12 protein-coding genes, 1 tRNA gene and 1 pseudogene are annotated in these 18,265 nt (G+C 72.5%); 7 read left to right on the top strand and 7 right to left on the bottom strand.

Annotated features, from left to right (window positions below; translation table 11 throughout):
- Positions 1-11 precede the first annotated feature (11 nt).
- Positions 12-1,189: pseudogene (locus tag AB2U05_RS35175) on the bottom strand (Cmx/CmrA family chloramphenicol efflux MFS transporter).
- Positions 1,190-1,508: 319 nt separating this feature from the next.
- A complete protein-coding gene (locus tag AB2U05_RS35170; protein ID WP_369185515.1) occupies positions 1,509-2,495 on the bottom strand; it encodes a DUF5937 family protein in 987 nt (328 codons plus the stop codon).
- Between the two features lie 76 nt (positions 2,496-2,571).
- Here AB2U05_RS35170 and AB2U05_RS35165 point away from each other — a divergent pair, with 76 nt between their 5' ends.
- A complete protein-coding gene (locus tag AB2U05_RS35165) occupies positions 2,572-3,480 on the top strand; it encodes an aldo/keto reductase (protein ID WP_045692500.1) in 909 nt (302 codons plus the stop codon).
- 51 nt (positions 3,481-3,531) lie between these two features.
- On the opposite strand, the gene AB2U05_RS35160 is transcribed toward AB2U05_RS35165, so the two are convergent.
- Positions 3,532-4,560, bottom strand: a complete 1,029-nt coding sequence (locus tag AB2U05_RS35160) for a hypothetical protein (protein ID WP_369185514.1) — start codon at positions 4,558-4,560, stop codon at positions 3,532-3,534.
- A 218-nt stretch (positions 4,561-4,778) separates the two neighbouring features.
- On the opposite strand from AB2U05_RS35160, the gene AB2U05_RS35155 reads away from it, so the two are divergent.
- Positions 4,779-5,684, top strand: a complete 906-nt coding sequence (locus AB2U05_RS35155; protein ID WP_369185513.1) for an NAD-dependent epimerase/dehydratase family protein — start codon at positions 4,779-4,781, stop codon at positions 5,682-5,684.
- 337 nt (positions 5,685-6,021) lie between these two features.
- Here the strand turns inward: AB2U05_RS35155 and AB2U05_RS35150 are convergent.
- A tRNA-Cys gene (locus AB2U05_RS35150) sits at positions 6,022-6,092 on the bottom strand.
- 264 nt (positions 6,093-6,356) lie between these two features.
- Between AB2U05_RS35150 and AB2U05_RS35145 the strand changes: the two genes are divergently transcribed.
- Both AB2U05_RS35145 and AB2U05_RS35140 read left to right on the top strand, forming a co-directional pair.
- Positions 6,357-6,743, top strand: a complete 387-nt coding sequence (locus AB2U05_RS35145; protein WP_045692499.1) for a hypothetical protein — start codon at positions 6,357-6,359, stop codon at positions 6,741-6,743.
- A gap of 109 nt (positions 6,744-6,852) precedes the next feature.
- Positions 6,853-8,148: an NAD(P)/FAD-dependent oxidoreductase gene (locus AB2U05_RS35140; RefSeq protein ID WP_369185512.1), complete on the top strand. Its 1,296-nt coding sequence runs from the start codon at positions 6,853-6,855 to the stop codon at positions 8,146-8,148.
- Positions 8,149-8,158: 10 nt separating this feature from the next.
- On the opposite strand, the gene AB2U05_RS35135 is transcribed toward AB2U05_RS35140, so the two are convergent.
- Positions 8,159-8,980: a class I SAM-dependent methyltransferase gene (locus AB2U05_RS35135; protein WP_369185511.1), complete on the bottom strand. Its 822-nt coding sequence runs from the start codon at positions 8,978-8,980 to the stop codon at positions 8,159-8,161.
- Between the two features lie 95 nt (positions 8,981-9,075).
- On the opposite strand from AB2U05_RS35135, the gene AB2U05_RS35130 reads away from it, so the two are divergent.
- On the top strand, positions 9,076-9,747 hold the full coding sequence (locus AB2U05_RS35130) for a winged helix-turn-helix transcriptional regulator (protein WP_369185510.1): 672 nt from the start codon (positions 9,076-9,078) through the stop codon (positions 9,745-9,747).
- A gap of 74 nt (positions 9,748-9,821) precedes the next feature.
- On the opposite strand, the gene AB2U05_RS35125 is transcribed toward AB2U05_RS35130, so the two are convergent.
- Together AB2U05_RS35125 and AB2U05_RS35120 are read right to left on the bottom strand one after the other, a co-directional pair.
- Positions 9,822-10,205 carry a hypothetical protein gene (locus AB2U05_RS35125; protein ID WP_369185509.1) on the bottom strand — a complete coding sequence of 128 codons (384 nt, stop codon included), beginning with the start codon at positions 10,203-10,205 and terminating at the stop codon, positions 9,822-9,824.
- A gap of 92 nt (positions 10,206-10,297) precedes the next feature.
- Positions 10,298-10,687: a peptidoglycan-binding protein gene (locus tag AB2U05_RS35120; protein ID WP_369185508.1), complete on the bottom strand. Its 390-nt coding sequence runs from the start codon at positions 10,685-10,687 to the stop codon at positions 10,298-10,300.
- Between the two features lie 426 nt (positions 10,688-11,113).
- On the opposite strand from AB2U05_RS35120, the gene AB2U05_RS35115 reads away from it, so the two are divergent.
- Positions 11,114-14,479, top strand: a complete 3,366-nt coding sequence (locus AB2U05_RS35115; protein ID WP_369185507.1) for a DUF4132 domain-containing protein — start codon at positions 11,114-11,116, stop codon at positions 14,477-14,479.
- Between the two features lie 180 nt (positions 14,480-14,659).
- Complete coding sequence (gene dnaE / locus AB2U05_RS35110) at positions 14,660-18,226, top strand: DNA polymerase III subunit alpha (RefSeq protein ID WP_369185506.1); 3,567 nt, start codon at positions 14,660-14,662, stop codon at positions 18,224-18,226.
- The last annotated feature ends 39 nt before the right edge of the window (positions 18,227-18,265 follow it).

The following is an 18,265-nucleotide window of genomic DNA, read 5'->3' as shown; positions in this document are numbered from 1 at the left end:
ACCCACACGTCTCAGCGGAGCACCTCGGTGTTCCGGCCGGCCCCGAGGGCGGTGCGCACGGGGAGGGCGATGAGCATCGCCACCCGACGAGGAGCCCGCTCGCCCAGAGCGGCCCGAGGGCCCCGGCCTCGGTGCCGAGGGTGGCCGCGGCGATGACGGGGCCGACCGCGGCGCCCACGTTGAGCGCCGCGGTCGCGTACGAGCCGGCCATGGTGGAGGCTCCGGCGGCCTCGTACAGGACCCGCGCGATCAGCGTGCTGCCCACCGCGAACGACAGTGCCCCCTGCGCGAACACGAGGAGGAACAGGGCGACCGGCTCGTCGGCCAGCACCGCCAGGGCCGGCCAGCCGATGAGCAGCAAGGGGCCGCCGACCGCGAGGACCAGGCCGGGACGCCGGTCGGACAGCCGTCCGGCGACGGTGACGCCGACGAAGGAACCGACGCCGAAGAGCACCAGAGCCGCGGAGACCCACATCGCGCCCAGCCCGGCGCTGTCGGTCACCACGGGGGCGAGGAAGGTGAGGCTGCCGAACGTCGCCGCGTTCACCAGCGCACCGAGCAGCATCACCAGGACCAGCCGCGGCCTGGCGAGTTGGGCGAGTTCCGCTCGCAGGGCCGGCCTGCCGGCCGCCTCGTCCTCCTCGCGTCCCGCCGGGACTCCCTTCAGGACGCCGAGAGCCGCAGGCAGGCAGAGAACCGCGACGGCCCAGAACGCGGCCCGCCAGCCGAGCAACGTGCCGAGCACCGACCCCCCGGGGACACCGGCGATCGTGGCCACGGTCGTGCCCGACAGCAGTACGGCCAGCGCGCGTCCCTTCCGGTCGGGCGGGACCAGCGCGGCGGCAGCCGTCAGAGCGACGGCGAGGAACCCCGCGTTCGCGAGCGCGGCGACGACCCGGGTGGCGAACAGGACCGGGAAGTTCGTGGTGAGGGCGCCCACGGCGTGCGCCGCCGCGAAGACGAGCACGAACCCGAGGAGGCCCGCACGCCTGGGCCGATGACGGGCGAGCGCGGCCACCAGAGGGGCACCGACGACCATGCCGATCGCGAAGGCCGAGGTGAGGACGCCCGCTGTCCCGACGGTGACGTCAAGATCCGAGGCGATCTCCGGCAGGAGGCCGGCGAGCATGAACTCCGAGGTCCCCATGGCGAAGACCGCCAGGGCAAGCAGGTACAGCGGCAGAGGCATCGAGTGGCTCCGGGGTGAGAGAGGAACGAGAAGGTCATCTCGTCACCGCGGCCAGCCCCGGGCGCACACTCCTCCCGCCGCGCGAAGCGGCGCGACAAACGGCGCGACAAACGGCGCTACGAACTCAGTGGTTCAGGGGGCTGACGGCGTGACCGAAAGCCCCCACCCTGTCCGACTCAGGACTCGACATGGTCCGCACACTACCCGACCGCCGCCCGTCGAAGCACCCGGGTTTCCGGGGCATCGGCCAGTGCCACCACACGTCATGCGGCCCGGTCGTCCCCCAGCACCGGGAAGCTCCCTCGCCCGCGCCGGACCTTCAGGAGCAGGACGCCGCGAGGAGGGTTTCGGCGGCGCCGGTGCGGGCGTAGAGGACGGAGCGGCCGGCGCGATGGGCGCTGACCAGACCCGCACCACGCAGCGCGGTGAGGTACTGGGACACTCCGGCCGGGGAGAGTCCGGTGCGGCGGGCCAGCTCGGTGGTGGAGGCCGGGGTCTCCAGCTCGGTGAGCAACAGGGTGCGCGAGCGGCCGAGGACGGGGCTGAGGGCACAGGCACCCGTGGCCGGCCGCTTCTCCCACAGTGCGCCCACGCCACGTGCCGGATAGGCGAGTTGCGGCGGGTCCGGCGGTCGCATCCGGGTGCGCAGGCCGGGGCCGGTGAACGCGGACGGGATCAGCAGCAGCCCCGTGCCCGCGCGGTGGCGCGGCATGTCCCGTTTCCGGCGGGCCAGGGTGAGTGCGTCGTCGTCCCAGCTCACCGAGGCGTGCAGGTCGTTGAACAGGTGCCCCGCGCCGTGTTCGGCGACGGTGCGGGCCCGGTGGAAGACATCGGCGTCCAGGACGGCCCTGATCCGCGCCCAGTAGGGCGCGAGCGCCGACTCCCAGTAGGTCTCGATCTCCTGCGTCAGCCTGGCCAGCCCGGCAGGCGGGTCGGCGCGGAGGCCGGACAGCCGTGGGCCGAGGTACCCCTGGTGGCGGGCGAGGTGGTCGAGGTCCTGTCGCACCCGGTCGGCGGGCGTGGCCCGGATCGCGTCCCACTCCGCAGCCGGAGCGGGCGCCGGCTGGCCGGGAGCCGGCGTGAGGAAGTCGGGGACGTAGCCGGAGGGGCCGATCAACTCGGCCAGCCATCCTCGCTCCAGGCCGGCGGCCAGCACACGCGGCCGCACCTGCTCGACCCAGGGCCGGTGGACCGGGTGCGCGGTGGTCGACATCAGCAGCCGGAAGCTCGGCGCGACCTCCCACATCGGCGAGACGGCGAAGCGTACCTTCGCGAGATCGTTCGCCGAGAACGCGAGTTCCGCCATGACGAGCACCCCCCGGTGGATTCGGACATGTGTGAATCACTGGCCCGCCACGTTACCGTGCGCCGATCATGCCGCCATGACCTCACAGACCATCACCGCGGCGGCATCGGGCACCTGGAAGCTCGGCGACCGCACCGTCAACCGGATCGGCTTCGGCGCGATGCGCCTGACCCAGCACGGCGAGGCGTTCGCCCCCGACGCCGTCCCGCGCGACCGCGACCAGGCGATCACGGTGCTGCGCAGGGCGGTCGAGCTCGGTGTGAACCACATCGACACCGCCGCGTTCTACTTCTCGTCGCTGCGCTCCGCCAACGAATTGATCAACCGCGCCCTCGCGCCCTACCCGGACGACCTCGTCATCGCCACCAAGGTCGGCCCCGGCCGCGGCCCCTCGGGCACCTGGCTGCCGCACGCCACCCCCGAGCAGTTGCGCGGCCAGGTCGAGGAGAACCTGCGCCAGCTCGGCCGCGACCACCTCGACGTGGTCAACCTGCGCATCGTCGGCAGCGATTCCGTCGCCGAGCGCTTCGGCGCACTCGCCGAACTGCGCGATGCCGGACTCGTCCGCCACCTCGGCCTGTCCAACATCCACCCGCACCACCTCGCCGAGGCCCGGGCCATCGCGCCGGTGGTCTGCGTCCAGAACATGTACGGCATCGGTGCGGCGCCCGAGCAGCGGGAACTCCTGCGCCTGTGCGGTGACCAGGGCGTCGCGTTCGTGCCGTTCTACTCGATCGCCGGCAACGGCCGCACCGCCGGCGCGCCCGCCGACGACAGCAGGGAGGTGCGGGCCCTCGCCCGCGCCCGCGGTGTGAGCACCGCCCAGGTCCGCCTGGCCTGGACGCTGCACCAGGGCCCGCACGTCCTGGCCATTCCCGGCACCGGCGACATCGACCACCTCGCCCAGAACGTGGCGACCGGCGCCCTGCGCCTGTCCGAGGACGAACTGGCCGGCCTGGAGCCCCTCGACGCCGCCACCGCCTGACCGAGCCGCCCTCCGCCGGAGCGGCGGAGCCCCACGCCGATCAGGCGCCGATCACACGTCGATCATGGTCAGGCCCGGGTAGACGTCGGACCAGCGGTAGCGGCGGCAGTGGAAGTGCCAGTAGGCGAAGCCGGTCATGTACCGGTCGAGGTGGGGCCGTTGGTCTTCGGTGGCGAGGTCGAGAACGCTCCGGTAGGCGGCCAGGCCGCTGTCGAGGCTCCGGCGGTAGGCCGCGAGGTACGGGATGCGTTCCTGGAGCGAGCGGCGGTGGATCCGGCTGACGGCGAAGTCCTCGCCGTGCACCGCCTCCTTGTAGAAGGACAGGACGTCGTTGACGTCGTTGAGGAAGGCGACGCCGTGGCTCAGCGCCGCCGACCAGAACGCCCGGTGGGACGAGGCCTCCAGGCAGGGGTCGGCGAACTGGAGGGTGAGGCACCAGAACTGGGAGAACCCGTTGAAGACGCGCACGAAGTCGCCGTCGACGTGGTCGGACGCGTCCGGCGTGAACTCGGCCTCCATGAGGACACCGGTGATCGCGTTGTAGAAGAAGCTCTTGAAGGCGGCGAGGAAGGTCGGATCGCAGAACCGCGCGATCTCGCCGAACATGTGCCGGATGTACCGGGTGTTCGGCGAGGACGCGGTCACCCCGGACAGCATGCCCGCCCGCAGGATGGTTTCGGCCTCGGCACGGTCGTGGCAGCACACGTCGTCGGTGGTGGTGACGAACACCCAGATCCGGTCGACGGCGAGGGCGAGGGCGTCGTCGGCGATCGGCACCATCAGGGCCCGCATCAGCGTGATGTTGGCGGTCGTGGCGGCGGGGACGGTGACGCCGAAGGCCGCGAACTCCGCGGTGAGCACCTCGGCGTCGGCGCGGGCCTGCGCGAGGTCGGCGGACGGGTCGAAGGAATCGGTGAGGGCGATCATCCGGTCGACGAGGCCGGCGGACAGGACGTCGGCGACCATGGCGCGGTGGCGCGGGTCGGCGATGGCGTCGAGGCCGTGCCGGACGGTGAAGTCGAGGGTGTCGATGCCGGGCGGTCGCGGGTGCCTGAGCAGGGGACGGCCTGTCTGGTCCACTCGGAGTCCTTCCACGCTGGTTCCGGTCGGGCGGGTGCCGTACGGGCCTTCGGATACTCACACAGTTCGTGCCGTCCTCGGCGCGCATGAGGCGCCGTCACCCGATCGTGTCCGCGGCGCGGTCGGACCGGGCGCGCCGTGGCGGGGCGGCAGCCGGCACGGCGGTCCGGAGCAAGACGGTACAGTCCTCAACAATTGAAAAAGGAACGAAAGGAACGATGGCCATGCACGTCTTCCTCGCCGGTGGCACCGGCGCCGTCGGCCGCCTGCTGCTGCCCCTGTTACTGGACGCCGGCCACCGCGTGACGGCCGCCTCCCGTACGCCCCGCGGGATCGCCTGGCTGCGCGCCCAGGGCGCCGAAGCCGTCCGCCTGGACATGTTCGACCGTGCGGGCGTGCTGGACGCCGTGGCCGCCGCGGCGCCCCAGGTGATCGTCCACCAGCTGACCGCACTGGCCGACGCGAACCTCGCCGACAACGCCCGGATCCGCCGCGAGGGCACCCGCAACCTGGTCGACGCGGCGCACCGGGCCGGCGTCGAGCGGATCGTCGCGCAGTCGATCAGCTGGGCCTACGAACCGGGCGAGGGCCCGGCCACCGAGGAAACCGCACTGGACACCGACGCGCCCGAGCCCCGGGCCACGTCCGTGGACGGCGTGCTCGCGCTCGAACGGGCGGTGGCCGAGCTCCCCGAGCACGTGATCCTGCGGTACGGCATGTTCCACGGACCCGGCACCTGGTACGAGCCGGACGGCCCGGTCGCCGGCCGCCTGCGGCGCGGCGAACTCGCCGCGGACGGCTCGGTGACCTCGTTCCTGCACGTCGCGGACGCGGCGAGAGCCGCACTCGCCGCGCTGGACTGGCCGAGCGGCGTGGTCAACGTGGTGGACGACGAACCGGCCGCAGCGCACGACTGGATGCCCGTGCTGGCCCGCGCACTCGGCGTACCGGCGCCCGCCCCTAGCCAGGGACGGCCGGGCTGGGCCCGCGGCGCGGACGACACCCGCGCCCGGACGGCCTACGGATGGCAGCCGCGTGAGGGTTCGTGGCGCGACTGCTTCGAGCGCCTGGCGGCGGACCGGCCCACCGTGCCGGTCACCGCCCACGCCGGAGCCGCCCGCTAGCGCCGGCGGTCGGGGGCGGAGGGACGTGCGACCCTCCGCCCCCGACCCGATCCGGACGGCGGCGACGGCGACGACGCGGTACTCGGCACGGCCAGGGTCGACCTCGCTCTCGACCTCGGACCGGCACGCTGGCTCACTATCCACTCAAATCATGACCGCCGAACAACAATTCGTGCCCCGATTCCATCGTCCCCGAACAGCGGGGCCTCAGCGAGGGGGTGGGTTGTGATCACGATGATCGCCCTATCGGCCGGACTCGTCGCCGCGACCGTGGTGGCGGGCCCGCGGGGCACGGCCACTGCGGGGACCCGAAAGGGAAAAGGAGAAGTGGGAAAAGAGGTGGAGATAGGATTCGAACCCATGTAAACGGCCCTGCAAGCCGCTGCCTCACCGCTCGGCCACTCCACCGCGGCAACACCGGGAACACTACACAACTGTGGAACACGAACCTTTACGGATCACACACAGGTCACCCGAAAGGCCCCACCCGCGACGCATGAGCGACTGGCACTTCCGCGCCCGGGTCCGGACAGGAAATCGACCTCGTTCGGCCACGATCCTCCGAAAACCGGACACTTCGGGCCATCACCGGTCCCGGAGGTGTGACACGCCGGGACGGCCGGGCACGCTGCGGGCCGAGCCGATTCGCCCGCACGACGCCAGGAGTGGGACATGTTCCGCAAGGTCCGCGCCGCCAGGATCACCGCCGCCGCTGCCACCACCGCCCTCGCCGTGAGCCTGGGCCTGGTGGCCGCGCCGTCCGCCTCGGCGGCCGACAACTGCTGGCCCGGGGAGAGCAACCGCTGGTACTGCTACAACGTGCCCGGCTCCCCGGTCTACGGCACGGTCGGCAACAACCACCTCTACCCGGACCCGAACACCGTCGTCGGCTACATGAACTCCAACCCCAGCTGGTTCTGGTGCAAGGAGGACAACCAGGCCTGGGTCGGCGGGCCGCACCCGACGCGCTGGCTGATGACCGTCGCCGACAACGGCCGGCTCGGGTTCATGAAGGACACCGCCATCGTCAGCGAGACCGATCCCGTCCCGGACTGCTGACCGGGAGGCGGCGGCGCGGGTGCGACCTCCCGGCCCATGTCCCTGACAGCGGTGACCAGTTCGTCGTTTCCCTGAACGGCGTAGGTCCGCGAGTGGAACGATCAGGGACATGACCACACCTGAGAACGCGGGGAGCGACTACGACGTCGTCATCAGCGGAGCCAGCCTCGCCGGGAGCGCCGCGGCGATCCTGCTCGCCCGGCGCGGCGCCCGCGTCGCGCTGCTGGAGCGCCGCTCGGATCCCGCCGCGTACCGGGTGCTCTGCACCCACAACGTCCACGCCTCCGCCTACCCGGTGCTGGACGAACTCGGCCTGCTGCCCGCGATCGAGCGGGCCGGGGCCGTCCCCAACACGGCCCGCTGGTACACCCGTTGGGGCTGGATCGAGCCGACCGACGTGCTGGCCGGGCCGGGGCTGCCGTCCGGGTACAACCTGCGGCGCAGCGTCCTCGACCCGATGATCCGGGCCCGTGCGGCGCAGACCCCCGGCGTCGAGCTGCTGCTCGGCCACCAGGTGACCGGGCTGGTCCGGGAGGCCGGGCGGACGGTGGGTGTGCGCGCGTCGACACCGCAGGGCGAGCGGGAGCTCCGGGGCCGGCTGGTGGTCGGCGCCGACGGCCGGGACTCGGCCGTGGCGAAGTTCGCCGGGGTGCCCGCGCGGGCGTACGAGAACGCCCGGTTCGGCTACCTCGCGTACTACCGCGACCTGCCGCTGCCCGACGACATGACGCGCGCCTGGTTCCTCGAACCCGACATGGCGTACGCGTTCCCCAACGACGACGGCGTGACGGTCGTCGCGGTGCTGCCGCACAAGAAGCGGCTGCCGGGCTTCCGGGCGGACCTGGAGGGCAGCTTCGACGCGTTCGTCCGCGCCCTGCCCGGGGCGCCGGACATCGACTCCGCCGAACGGATATCGAAGATCATCGGGATGCTCGACTACCCGCTGCGCGAGCGCGAGCCGATCGCGCCGGGCATCGCGTTCATCGGCGACGCCGCCCTGACCGGGGACCCGGTGTGGGGTTCGGGCTGCGGGTGGGCGCTGCAGTCCGCGAAGTGGCTGACGGAGGCGGTCGCCCCGGCCGTGACCGGTCGGGGCGACCTCGACCCGGCGCTCGCGGAGTACGCGCGGACGCACCGGGAGCGGATGCGCCGTCAGAAGGACCGGCACATCAGCTTCGCCACGGGCCGCCCGCTGAACCCGCTGGAGCGGCTGATGTTCGCGGCGGCGGCGCGCGACGAGTCGATGGCGCGGCACATGCACCGGTTCCAGACCCGGGCGATCGGTCCGCTGCGCTTCCTGAACCCGGTGGCGCTGGCGCGGGCCGCGGCCGTCAACCTCAGGTCCGGCGGGCCGGCCGTGCCGCACGTGCGCCCCCGTCGCGGCGCCGGAGCGGCTTCACGCTGAGGCCGCGCGGTCAGTGCGGGTGGACGACCGCGACCAGGTACTCGGCCTCCACCCGCACCCCGGTCCCGTCCCCGTCCCCGGCCCCGTCCCGGGGCTGCCGGTTCCACTCGGCGAACACCGTCGCCAACTCCTCGTGCAGCGCGTCCCAGCGGCCGGTCGCGACGAGGCGCGCCCGCTCGACCTGGACGTGCCCGGCCGCCCGGATCCAGAAGCCGGCCGCCTCCGCCGGCGACCCGAACGCGAAGGCGATCCGCTCCACCGTGCAGGTCGGCTCCCCCGGGAAGAGGGTGCGCAGGAACTCCGGGTCGCCCCAGCGCGTCGGCGGCTGCCCGCCGGGCGGCGGCGGGGGCAGGAAGCGGCCGAACACGTGGTTGGTCGCGGCCATGAACCCGCCGGGGGTCCAGGCCGCCGACACCACCCGACCGCCGGGCGCGCAGCAGCGGATCATCGCGTCCGCGGCCGACCGGGCGTGCGGGGCGTACATGGCGCCGAAGACCGAGAGCACCCGGTCGTAGCGGCCGGTGATCCGCTCCGCGTCCACCTCCTGCCAGACCACCGGCAGGCCCTCGGCCGCTGCCCGTTCGGAGGCCAGCGCCAGCAGTTCGGGGGTCGGGTCGGCGCCGGTGACCAGGGCTCCGCGGCGGGCGGCGGCCAACGCGGCGTTGCCGGTACCGGTGCCCACGTCCAGCACGCCGGCGCCGGCGGTCACGCCGGCCAGCCGGACCACCTGCTCGGCGACCGGCGCCAGCCGGTGCGCCATGGCGGGATAGTCCCCGGCTGCCCAGGTCGACGGGCCGGCGGGGGCAGGAGTAGGGGTGCGGGCGTCGGTCACGGTGCGGACTCCTCAGCGGCTGGATCGGCTCTCGCCCGAGCTTCTCGGGGTAGCGTCGGCGCCGGGAAGTACCGAAACAGTACTGGGGGTTGTGGGTGGAGCAGGGCATCGAGTACTGCCCGGTCTCGGCCGGGGTGCACGCGGTCGGCGACCGGTGGACCCTGCTGATCCTGCGGGAACTGCTGATGGGCTCACACCGGTTCAACGACATCCACCGCGGGCTGCCCGGACTCAACCGGACCCTGCTGGCCGGTCGGCTGCGCCGGATGCGGGCCATCGGGCTGCTGGAGCACGGGCCCGACCGGGCGGGCCGGCCCGCATACCGGCTGACGGCGGCCGGGGCCGCGCTGGAGCCGCTGGTGTGGCAGCTCGGCGACTGGGCGCGGCAGTGGTACTTCGGCGAGCCCGCCGCGGAGCAGCTGGATCCGGGGTGGCTGCTGTGGCGGCTGCGGCAGTTCGTCCGGCCGGAGGCGCTGCCGCAGCGGCGGGTGGTGGCCGAGTTCCGGTTCCAGGACGGGCCGGAGCAGCCGCGCGAGCCGGTCTGGCTGGTGCTGACGCCCGGCGAGGCGAGCGTGTGCCGGGTGGCGCCCGGGCCGGAGGCGGACCTGTGGGTGACGGCGGAGCTGCGGGCGCTGCACCGGGTGGTGGCGGGCACGTTGGCGTTCCCGGCCGCGGTGCGGGACGGCAGCGTGCGGCTGGCCGGGGACCCGGCCCTGGCGGACGGGTTCCCCGGCTGGTTCGCCTGGCGCACGCCGCAGGCGTCGTGAGCGGCGGAGGGCGGCGTCGCCGCTTCGGCCGGGCCGAAGCGGCGACGGGCCGCCCGCCTACCGCGGCGCGGGCGTCAGCAGCTGGTGTTGGAGCTGATCATGATGCCGGTGAGGGTTCCGCTCGACCCCAGGCTGTTGTTGGGGTGGCTCGCGTTGGTGAGGCACTCGTAGTCCAGCGGGCCGCCGCCGTGGTCGATGCGCAGCCACACGGTGTCCTGGTTGCGGGTGTTGACGACGCTGAAGCCCGGCCCGTGGTACGTGCTCTGGTAGTAGCTGGTGATGTCCCGGAACTCGGCGACGATGGTGCTGCTGTCGGGGCCGGCGTAGATGCACACGTACGGGTAGGGGCAGCCGTCCTGGGAGTCGGCGTGCGCGCCCGTGGCGCCGACCAGGGACGTGGTGAGCATGGAGAGGCCGACGGCGCCGGTGGCCGCCAGCTTCTTGAGTCCGTTTCGCATGGTGTTCCTCTTCTGTGCAGGGGGAGCAGGGGGGAGCAGGGGGAAATCGCCCGCCGGTCCGGCGGAGCGGTGTAACTCGGGCTCCGCCGTGGTCAGCTGTAGGTCGGGACGAACGGCTTGCAGGCGCCGTTGGGCCCGGCGTACGAGTCGGTCCAGTCGTAGTTCATCAACTTGCTGCCGGTCGCCGGACCGACGACGCCGTCCGCCTGGCTGCTGCCGAGGACGACCTGCTGGAACTCCCGCACGGCGCCGTCGGTCTGCGGGCCCCACTGGCTGTCCTCGCCGATGGCCGCCTCGCCCGCGGCCCGCCGGTAGTCGTTGACCAGGTGCTGCACGCACCACACCCCGGTGCCCGAGGTGGTGTGGCCGTAGCCGAGCCAGGGGGCGGTGGTCGACGCCTGCGCGGTGCCGGCCAGTGCCGCGGTGGAGAGCGTGAGGGCGGCGGCCGCGACCAGGCCGCGGCGGATCGACTTCTTGAGCATGGTGGTCCTTCTTCGAGGGCGGTGCGGGCGGTTCGGGTTGTTCGACCACGGGGAGCGCGCTGCGAATCCCGGGATCCCCCACGGGCGAGCCGGCCGAGTGACGGGGGCCGGCTCCGGGGGGCCGTGCGGCCGGCTTCCGGGGGGCGGCACAGACTCTGACACGCGGTCACAGCAGCGGCAACCGTTCCTCCGCCATCTCCGTGTCTCAGATGTTCGCGGCTCTCCTGACCTGCGGATTGAGACGTCTCACAACGCTCGTCCCGCACGCTTGGGCGGTTGTCGGACCTGCTCGCTAGGGTTTCGCTCATTGATCACCGGGTGCTCACCGCACCCGGTGGCCGACCACGACATGGAGGAGGAACTGTGCGGCGCTCGGAGCTCGTAGCCGGACCGCGGACGGAGCACGCGGTCGGGACCGCGGAGGCGGTGGCGGAGCCCCGCGAGCTGCCGGACGAGGACACCTTCGTCCTGCCCGCCGCCTGGCGGCCGCTGGTCCTGCCGCGCCGTGGGGGCGCGGGCCAGGCCGTCGCGGAGCCCCGGCCGCAGGCGGTGGAGCAGGAGGAGGAGCTGATCGCCTCCGAGCGGGCCTGGGTCGAGCGGGTGCTGGCCGCCGACGGCTCCGATGTCGCACTGGTGCGCGCCGCCCGCGCGTACCTGGCCGGGGAGGCGGACCCGGTCGGGGCCGCCGCGGTGGCGAGCATGCTGCCGCGCGCGTGGCGGTCCGGCCGCTGGGAGGAGTCCCCGCTCGCCGACGCGTGGGTCGCCCGGCACGGGCTGGTGTTCGCCGCCCGGGCGGTGGTGGAGGTCTTCGAGGTCGAGACCCACTACACGCAGAGCGGTTCCCACCGGTACGACCTGGCGCTGCGGCACCGGGCGCCGAGGCCGCACGACCTCCGGGCCGCCGAACGCGCGCTGGCGGACCGGGTGCGCGCCCTGCTCGCCGCCGCGGACGAGGCGACGTACGAGGAGGCCGTCGCCGCGCTCGCGGAGTGCCGGACCAGCGCGCAGCGCCGCGTCGTCGCCGCCCACCTCGCGCCGGGCACCCCGGGCTGGGCCGACGACTGCCTCGCCGACGAGCCCGGCTACGGCGACGACGGGCCGCGGCTCCGGGCGATGCTGCTGCCCGCGCTGGACGATCCGGCGCAGGTGGAACGCCTCGGCGGGGCCCCGCAACTGCCGTGGAACGGCTGGTCGCTCCCCCTCATCGCGACGCTGGCCGACAACCTCGGCACGGCCTGCGTGCCGTTCCTCGGCACGGCGCTCGAGTGCGCCTACGGCTTCGACGCGGTGCGCGACATGACCTCGATCGTGGCGCGCTTCCCGACCGACGACGCCTTCCGCCTGCTGCTCGCCCGCCTGGACGACAAGCACACCCGCCCCGCCCTCCAGGAGGCCGTCCAGCGCTATCCGGTCCGGGCCGTGCGGCTGCTGGCCGCCGCGGCGGTCAAGGACGGGAAGAACGCACGGGCCGCGCGCCAGCTCCTCAACTCCCACGTGGCCCTGAACAAGGACCGCCTGCCGGCGATCCTCCGGCAGCTCGATCCGGCCGTGGCGGAGTTGGTCCGGTCGCTCGACGGCGCCCGGGAGCGCGTGGCCGAGGCCTCGCCGGACGCCCTGCCCCCGCTGCTGGTCTCCCCGCCGTGGACGCGCAAGCGGACGCGACGCAAGCCGCGCGTGCTCACCGGCCTGGAGCCCGCTGACACGCCGAGCCTGACGTGGCGCCCCGGTGAGCAGGAGCGCTGGGCCCGTACGGAGTTCACCGGGTGGGAGTACCCGGAGTCGACGGACTGGGAGGCCGAGGCGGCGCGGGTCGTCGACGGCCGTGCCGGCCTCTGGTACGGAAGTCGACTGCTGATGCAGGGGCCGGCCGAGGTGTTGACCCCCTGGGTGGAGAAGTGGCGGCCCACCGAACTCTGGGGCGGGCAGGATTACCTGCGCCCCGTCGTCGCCAAGTACGGGACGGCGGCGCTGTCGATGGCCGTGTCGGTCGCACAGGCGCAGCCGGCGAGCCTCGCGCCGCTGCTCCTGCCGATCCTCGACGCCACCGCGGCGCGGGTGATGGCGGACGGCCTGGTCCGGCTCAAGTCGGTGCAGCCGACGGCCCGTTCCTGGTTCGCCCGGCACGGGATCCCCGCGGGCCTGCTGCTGGTGCCGGACGCGGTGGGCGCGGCCGGTCCGGCTCGCAGGGCCGCGGAGCAGGCGCTGCGTCTGGTCGCGGCCGGCGAGGGCACGGACGCCGTGCTGGCCGCCGTGGTCGCCCGTTACGGCGGCGAGGCGGCGGAGATCGTCGCCGAGGCGCTGGCCACGGACCCGCTGGAGAACGCGCTGCCCGCCCGGATGCCGGTGCTGCCCGCCTGGGTTCAGCCCGCCGTGCTGCCCCAGCTGCTGCTCGCCTCGGGCGAGGCGCTGCCGGAGGACGCCGTCCGGCACGTGCTGACGATGCTCGCCCTCTCCAAGCCCGCCGACCCGTACCCGGGGCTCGCCGTCGTCGTCGAGGCCTGCCGCAAGGACTCGTTGGCCGAGTTCGCCTGGGCGCTGTTCGAGGAGTGGCGGCAGGCCGCCATGCCCGCCAAGGAGAGCTGGGCGCTGCACGCGCTCGGGGTCCTCGGCGACGACGAGACGGTCCGCCGGCTCAGCCCGATCCTGCGGGACTGGCCCGGCGAGGGTTCGCACCACCGCGCCGTCGAGGGTCTGAGCGTGCTGGCCGGGATCGGGAGCGACGTCGCGCTGCTGCACCTGCACGGCATCGCCCAGCGGGTGAAGTTCAAGGCCCTGAAGCTCCGTGCCCAGGAGAAGATCTCCGAGGTGGCGGAGGGCCTGGGCCTGACCGGCGAGCAGTTGTCCGACCGTCTGGTCCCGGACTTCTCCCTCGACGCGGACGGCACCACGGTGATCGACTACGGGCCGCGCCGCTTCACGGTCGGCTTCGACGAGCAGCTGCGCCCCTTCGTGCTGGACGCGGACGGCAAGCGGCGCAAGGATCTGCCCGCCCCCGGCGTCCGGGACGACCAGGAGCTCGCCCCGGCCGAGCGCAAGCGCTTCGCGGCGCTGAAGAAGGACGTCCGGACCGTCGCCGCCGACCAGATACGCCGCCTGGAGGCGGCCATGGTCGCCCAGCGCGGCTGGACGGCCGCGGAGTTCCGGGAGCTCTTCGTCCAGCACCCGCTGACCTGGCACCTGGTGCGGCGCCTGGTCTGGCTCGCGGACACCCCGGGCGGTGACGCCGTGACCGCCACGACCGCCTTCCGGGTCGCCGAGGACCGCACCTTCGCGGACGTCGCGGACGAGGCGTTCGCCCTCGCCGAGGACGCGACGGTCCGCCTCGCCCACCCGTTGCACCTCGGGGAGGCCGTGACGGCGTGGTCGGAGCTCTTCGCCGACTACGAGATCCTGCAGCCCTTCCCGCAGCTCGGCCGGGCCGTGCACCACCTGACGGCCGAGGAGGCGGCCGCCAACCGCCTGCACCGCTTCGAGGGCTGCACGGTGCCGGTGGGGCGCCTGCTCGGTCTGACCAAGCGCGGCTGGGAGCGCGGGGTGCCGCAGGACGCCGGCATCGAGCGCTGGTTCTCCAAGCGGCTCGGCGATGCCTGCCACCTGGTCATCGAGCTCAACGAGGGCATCTGGGTCGGTGTGGTCGACGAGTTCCCCGACCAGACCTTCGAGACGGTCTGGCTGGACAGCGCGCCCGGCGACTACTGGCCCCGGGGCCAGTACCCGCTGCGCTTCGCCGACCTGGACCCGGTCGTCGCCTCCGAACTGCTCGCCGACCTGGAGGAGGTGACGGCCGAGTGACCGCCGTCGCGGACGATTTCGACGGGCACGGGGCCGGTCCGGGGGTCAACGCCGCGTCAAGGAGCCGGGAAGGACGTGTCAAGGTCTCGGCCACGGACGGCCGTCACTGCGCGCCGTCCGCGCCGACCGGCTAGCCTGGGCCGCTTGCCCGTCCGAGATCCCCCCGAGGAGCACAGCGCCGTGTCCGACAGCTTCGCGCACCTGCACGTCCACACCGAGTACTCGATGCTGGACGGGGCCGCGAAGAACGGCAAGCTGTTCGCCGAGGCGGAGAGACAGGGCATGCCCGCCATCGCGATGAGCGACCACGGCAACATGTTCGGCGCGTACGAGTTCTTCCACGCCGCGGCGAAGACCGGCGTGAAGCCGATCATCGGCATCGAGGCGTACGTCGCGCCGTCCTCGCGCTTCCTCAAGAAGCAGGTGTTCTGGTCGCCGGGCGGCCAGCGCCCGTCCGGCGCGGACGGCGAGGGCGGCAAGGACGTCTCCGGCGGCGGCCGCTACACCCACATGACCATGTGGGCGCGGAACGCGACCGGGCTGCGCAACCTGTTCAAGCTCTCCTCGCTCGCGTCGATGGAGGGCTACTACATGAAGCCCCGGATGGACCGCGAGCTGATCGCCGCGAACGCGGACGGCATCATCGCCACCACCGGCTGCCCCTCCGGCGAGGTACAGACCCGGCTGCGGCTCGGCCAGTACGACGAAGCCGTCAAGGCCGCCGGCGCCTACCAGGACATCTTCGGCCGGGAGAACTACTTCCTGGAGCTGATGGACCACGGCCTGGACATCGAGCGCGAGGTCCGCGCCGACCTGCTGCGTCTGGCCAAGCAGTTGGACATCCCGCTGCTGGCCACCAACGACTCCCACTACGTGACGGCCGACCAGGCCGACGCCCACGACAGCCTGCTGTGCGTCGGCGTGGGCAAGAACAAGGACGACCCGAACCGGTTCAAGTTCCAGGGCACCGGCTACTACGTGAAGACCGCCGAGGAGATGCGCGAGCTCTTCCGCGAACTGCCCGAGGCCTGCGACAACACCCTCGCGATCGCCGAGCGGATCGAGTCGTACGAGGAGGTCTTCACCTACGTCGACCGGATGCCGCAGTTCGACGTGCCCGAGGGCGAGACGCAGGCCTCCTTCCTGCGCAAGAAGATCGAGGTCGGGCTGAAGCACCGCTACGGGGACAGCCCCAGCCAGGAGGTGCTGGACCGGATCGAGCTGGAGATGGGCGTGATCACCCCGATGGGGTTCGACGCCTACTTCCTCGTGGTCGCCGACATCTGCCAGTACGGGCGGGACAACGGCATCCCGGTCGGCCCGGGCCGCGGCTCGGCGGCCGGTTCGATGGTCGCCTACCTGACCGGGATCACCCAGCTGGACCCGCTGGAGCACGACCTGCTGTTCGAGCGCTTCCTCAACCCCGAGCGCATCAACCCCCCGGACGTCGACATCGACTTCGACGACCGCCAGCGCGACCAGATGGTGCGCTACGTCACCGAGAAGTACGGCGCCGCTTACACGGCCCAGGTCAACACCTTCGGCACGATCAAGGCCAAGGCCGCCGTGAAGGACGCCAACCGCATCCTCGGCTACCCGTTCTCGATGGGCGACCGGATCACCAAGGCGATGCCCCCGGACGTCATGGGCAAGGGCGTGCCGCTGGCCGACCTGTTCGACGAGAAGCACGCCCGCTACAACGAGGGCACCGAGATCCGCTCGCTGTACGAGAACGAGCCGGACGTCCGGAAGATCATCGACACCGGGCGGGGCATCGAGGGCCTGATCCGCGGCACCGGCGTGCACGCCGCCGCCGTCATCCTCTCCTCCACCCCGCTGCTCGACCTGATCCCGCTGCACATGCGGGACAAGGACGGCGTGATCATCACCGGCTTCGACTACCCGTCGTGCGAAGCCATGGGCCTGATCAAGATGGACTTCCTGGGCCTGCGGAACCTGGGCATCATCGACCACTGCATCAAGATCGTGAAGGCCAACCGGGGCATCGACGTCGACATCGAGAAGATCCCGATCGACGACCCCACCACCTACCAACTGCTCGCCCGCGGCGACACCCTGGGCGTGTTCCAGCTCGACGGCGGCCCCATGCGCGCCCTGCTCAAGCTGATGAAGCCCACCGAGTTCGCCGACATCTCCGCTGTCTCCGCGCTGTACCGGCCCGGCCCGATGGGCATGAACTCGCACACCAACTACGCGCTGCGCAAGAACGCCCAGCAGGAGATCGTCCCGATCCACCCCGAGCTGGAGGAACCGCTCAAGGACGTCCTCGGCCCCACCTATGGCCTGATCGTCTACCAGGAGCAGGTCCAGCGCGCCGCCCAGGTGCTGGCCGGTTACTCGCTCGGCCAGGCCGACCTACTGCGCCGCGCGATGGGCAAGAAGAAGAAGGAGGTGCTGGAGAAGGAGTTCGTGCCCTTCCACGCGGGCTGCAAGGAGCGCGGCTACTCCGACGAGGCCATCCAGGCGGTCTGGGACGTCCTGGTCCCGTTCGCCGGCTACGCCTTCAACAAGTCGCACTCCGCCGCGTACGGCCTGGTCTCGTACCAGACCGCCTACCTGAAGGCCAACTACCCGGCCGAGTACATGGCCGCGCTGCTCACCTCGGTCGCCGACGACAAGGACAAGATGGCGGTCTACCTGGCCGAGTGCCGGCAGATGGGCATCAAGATCCTCTCCCCCGACGTCAACGAGTCGGTGGTCGACTTCACCGCGGTCGGCAGCGACGTCCGCTTCGGCCTCAAGGCTGTCCGCAACGTCGGCGTGCCCGTGATCGAGTCCCTGGTGCGCACCCGCGACGAGAAGGGCAAGTACACCTCCTTCGCCGACTTCCTGGACAAGGTCGAGCTGGTGGTCTGCAACAAGCGCACCGTCGACTCCCTGGTCAAGGCGGGCGCCTTCGACTCGCTCGGCCACACCCGGCTCTCGCTCAGTACCGTCCACGAGAGCGCGATCGACGCCGTCACCGGAGTGAAGAAGCAGCAGGCCATCGGGCAGGACGACCTGTTCGGCGCGCTCGACGCCGACGAGGCCGGCGGTCCCGCCATCGGGCTGGACTTCCAGCTCACCGACAACGAGTGGCCCCGTCGCCAACTCCTCGCCCTGGAACGGGAGATGCTCGGCCTGTACGTCTCCAGCCACCCGCTCGACGGCGCCGAGCACATCCTCTCCCAGAACCGCGACACGTCGATCGCCGAACTCCTCGGCTCCGGCCGCTCCGAGGGCGAGGTCCGCCTCTCCGGTCTGATCACCGGCGTCGACCGGCGAATCAACAAGGCCGGCAACGCCTGGGCGATCATCACCCTCGCCGACCGTGACGGCTCGGTCGAGGTGCTGTTCTTCCCCGCCACCTACAACCTGATGGCCGAGCAGATGGTCGAGGACAACGTCATCTCGGTCCGCGGCCGCCTCAACGAGCGCGACGGCTCGCTGAGCATCTTCGGCCAGGAGATCAGCACCCTCGACATCTCCTCCGCCGAACTCGGCACCAAGCCACCCGTCCAGATCACCGTCCCGGCCTCCCGGATCACCCCCACGGTGGTCGCCGAGCTCCGACTCGCCCTCCAGGCCCACCCCGGCGACGTCCCGGTCCGACTCCTCACCACCAACTGGGACAAGAACACCCTCTACGAGCTCGGCTACCGGGTGAACCCGGACAACGGCCTCGCCTCGGACATCAAGACCCTCCTCGGCAACCGCGCCTGGGCGGGCGCCGCGCTCCGGTCCTGAGGCGCAGCGCACCGGGGGCCCTGGGAGACCGGGGCCCCT

This window comes from Streptomyces sp. Y1, assembly GCF_041053115.1.
Classification (GTDB): domain Bacteria; phylum Actinomycetota; class Actinomycetes; order Streptomycetales; family Streptomycetaceae; genus Kitasatospora; species Kitasatospora rubellomurina.
The sequence above is the reverse complement of the archived record's forward strand: the minus strand, read 5'-3'. Positions and strand labels throughout refer to the sequence as shown.

Excerpts from the sequence above, each read along its gene's own strand:
- AB2U05_RS35145 (WP_045692499.1), top strand. The coding sequence starts at position 6,357 with ATGTTCCGCAAGGTCCGCGCCGCCAGGATCACCGCCGCCGCTGCCACC.
- AB2U05_RS35155 (WP_369185513.1), top strand. The coding sequence starts at position 4,779 with ATGGCCATGCACGTCTTCCTCGCCGGTGGCACCGGCGCCGTCGGCCGC.
- AB2U05_RS35165 (WP_045692500.1), top strand. The coding sequence starts at position 2,572 with ATGACCTCACAGACCATCACCGCGGCGGCATCGGGCACCTGGAAGCTC.
- AB2U05_RS35140 (WP_369185512.1), top strand. The coding sequence starts at position 6,853 with ATGACCACACCTGAGAACGCGGGGAGCGACTACGACGTCGTCATCAGC.
- AB2U05_RS35125 (WP_369185509.1), bottom strand. The coding sequence starts at position 10,205 with ATGCGAAACGGACTCAAGAAGCTGGCGGCCACCGGCGCCGTCGGCCTC.
- AB2U05_RS35120 (WP_369185508.1), bottom strand. The coding sequence starts at position 10,687 with ATGCTCAAGAAGTCGATCCGCCGCGGCCTGGTCGCGGCCGCCGCCCTC.
- AB2U05_RS35170 (WP_369185515.1), bottom strand. The coding sequence starts at position 2,495 with ATGGCGGAACTCGCGTTCTCGGCGAACGATCTCGCGAAGGTACGCTTC.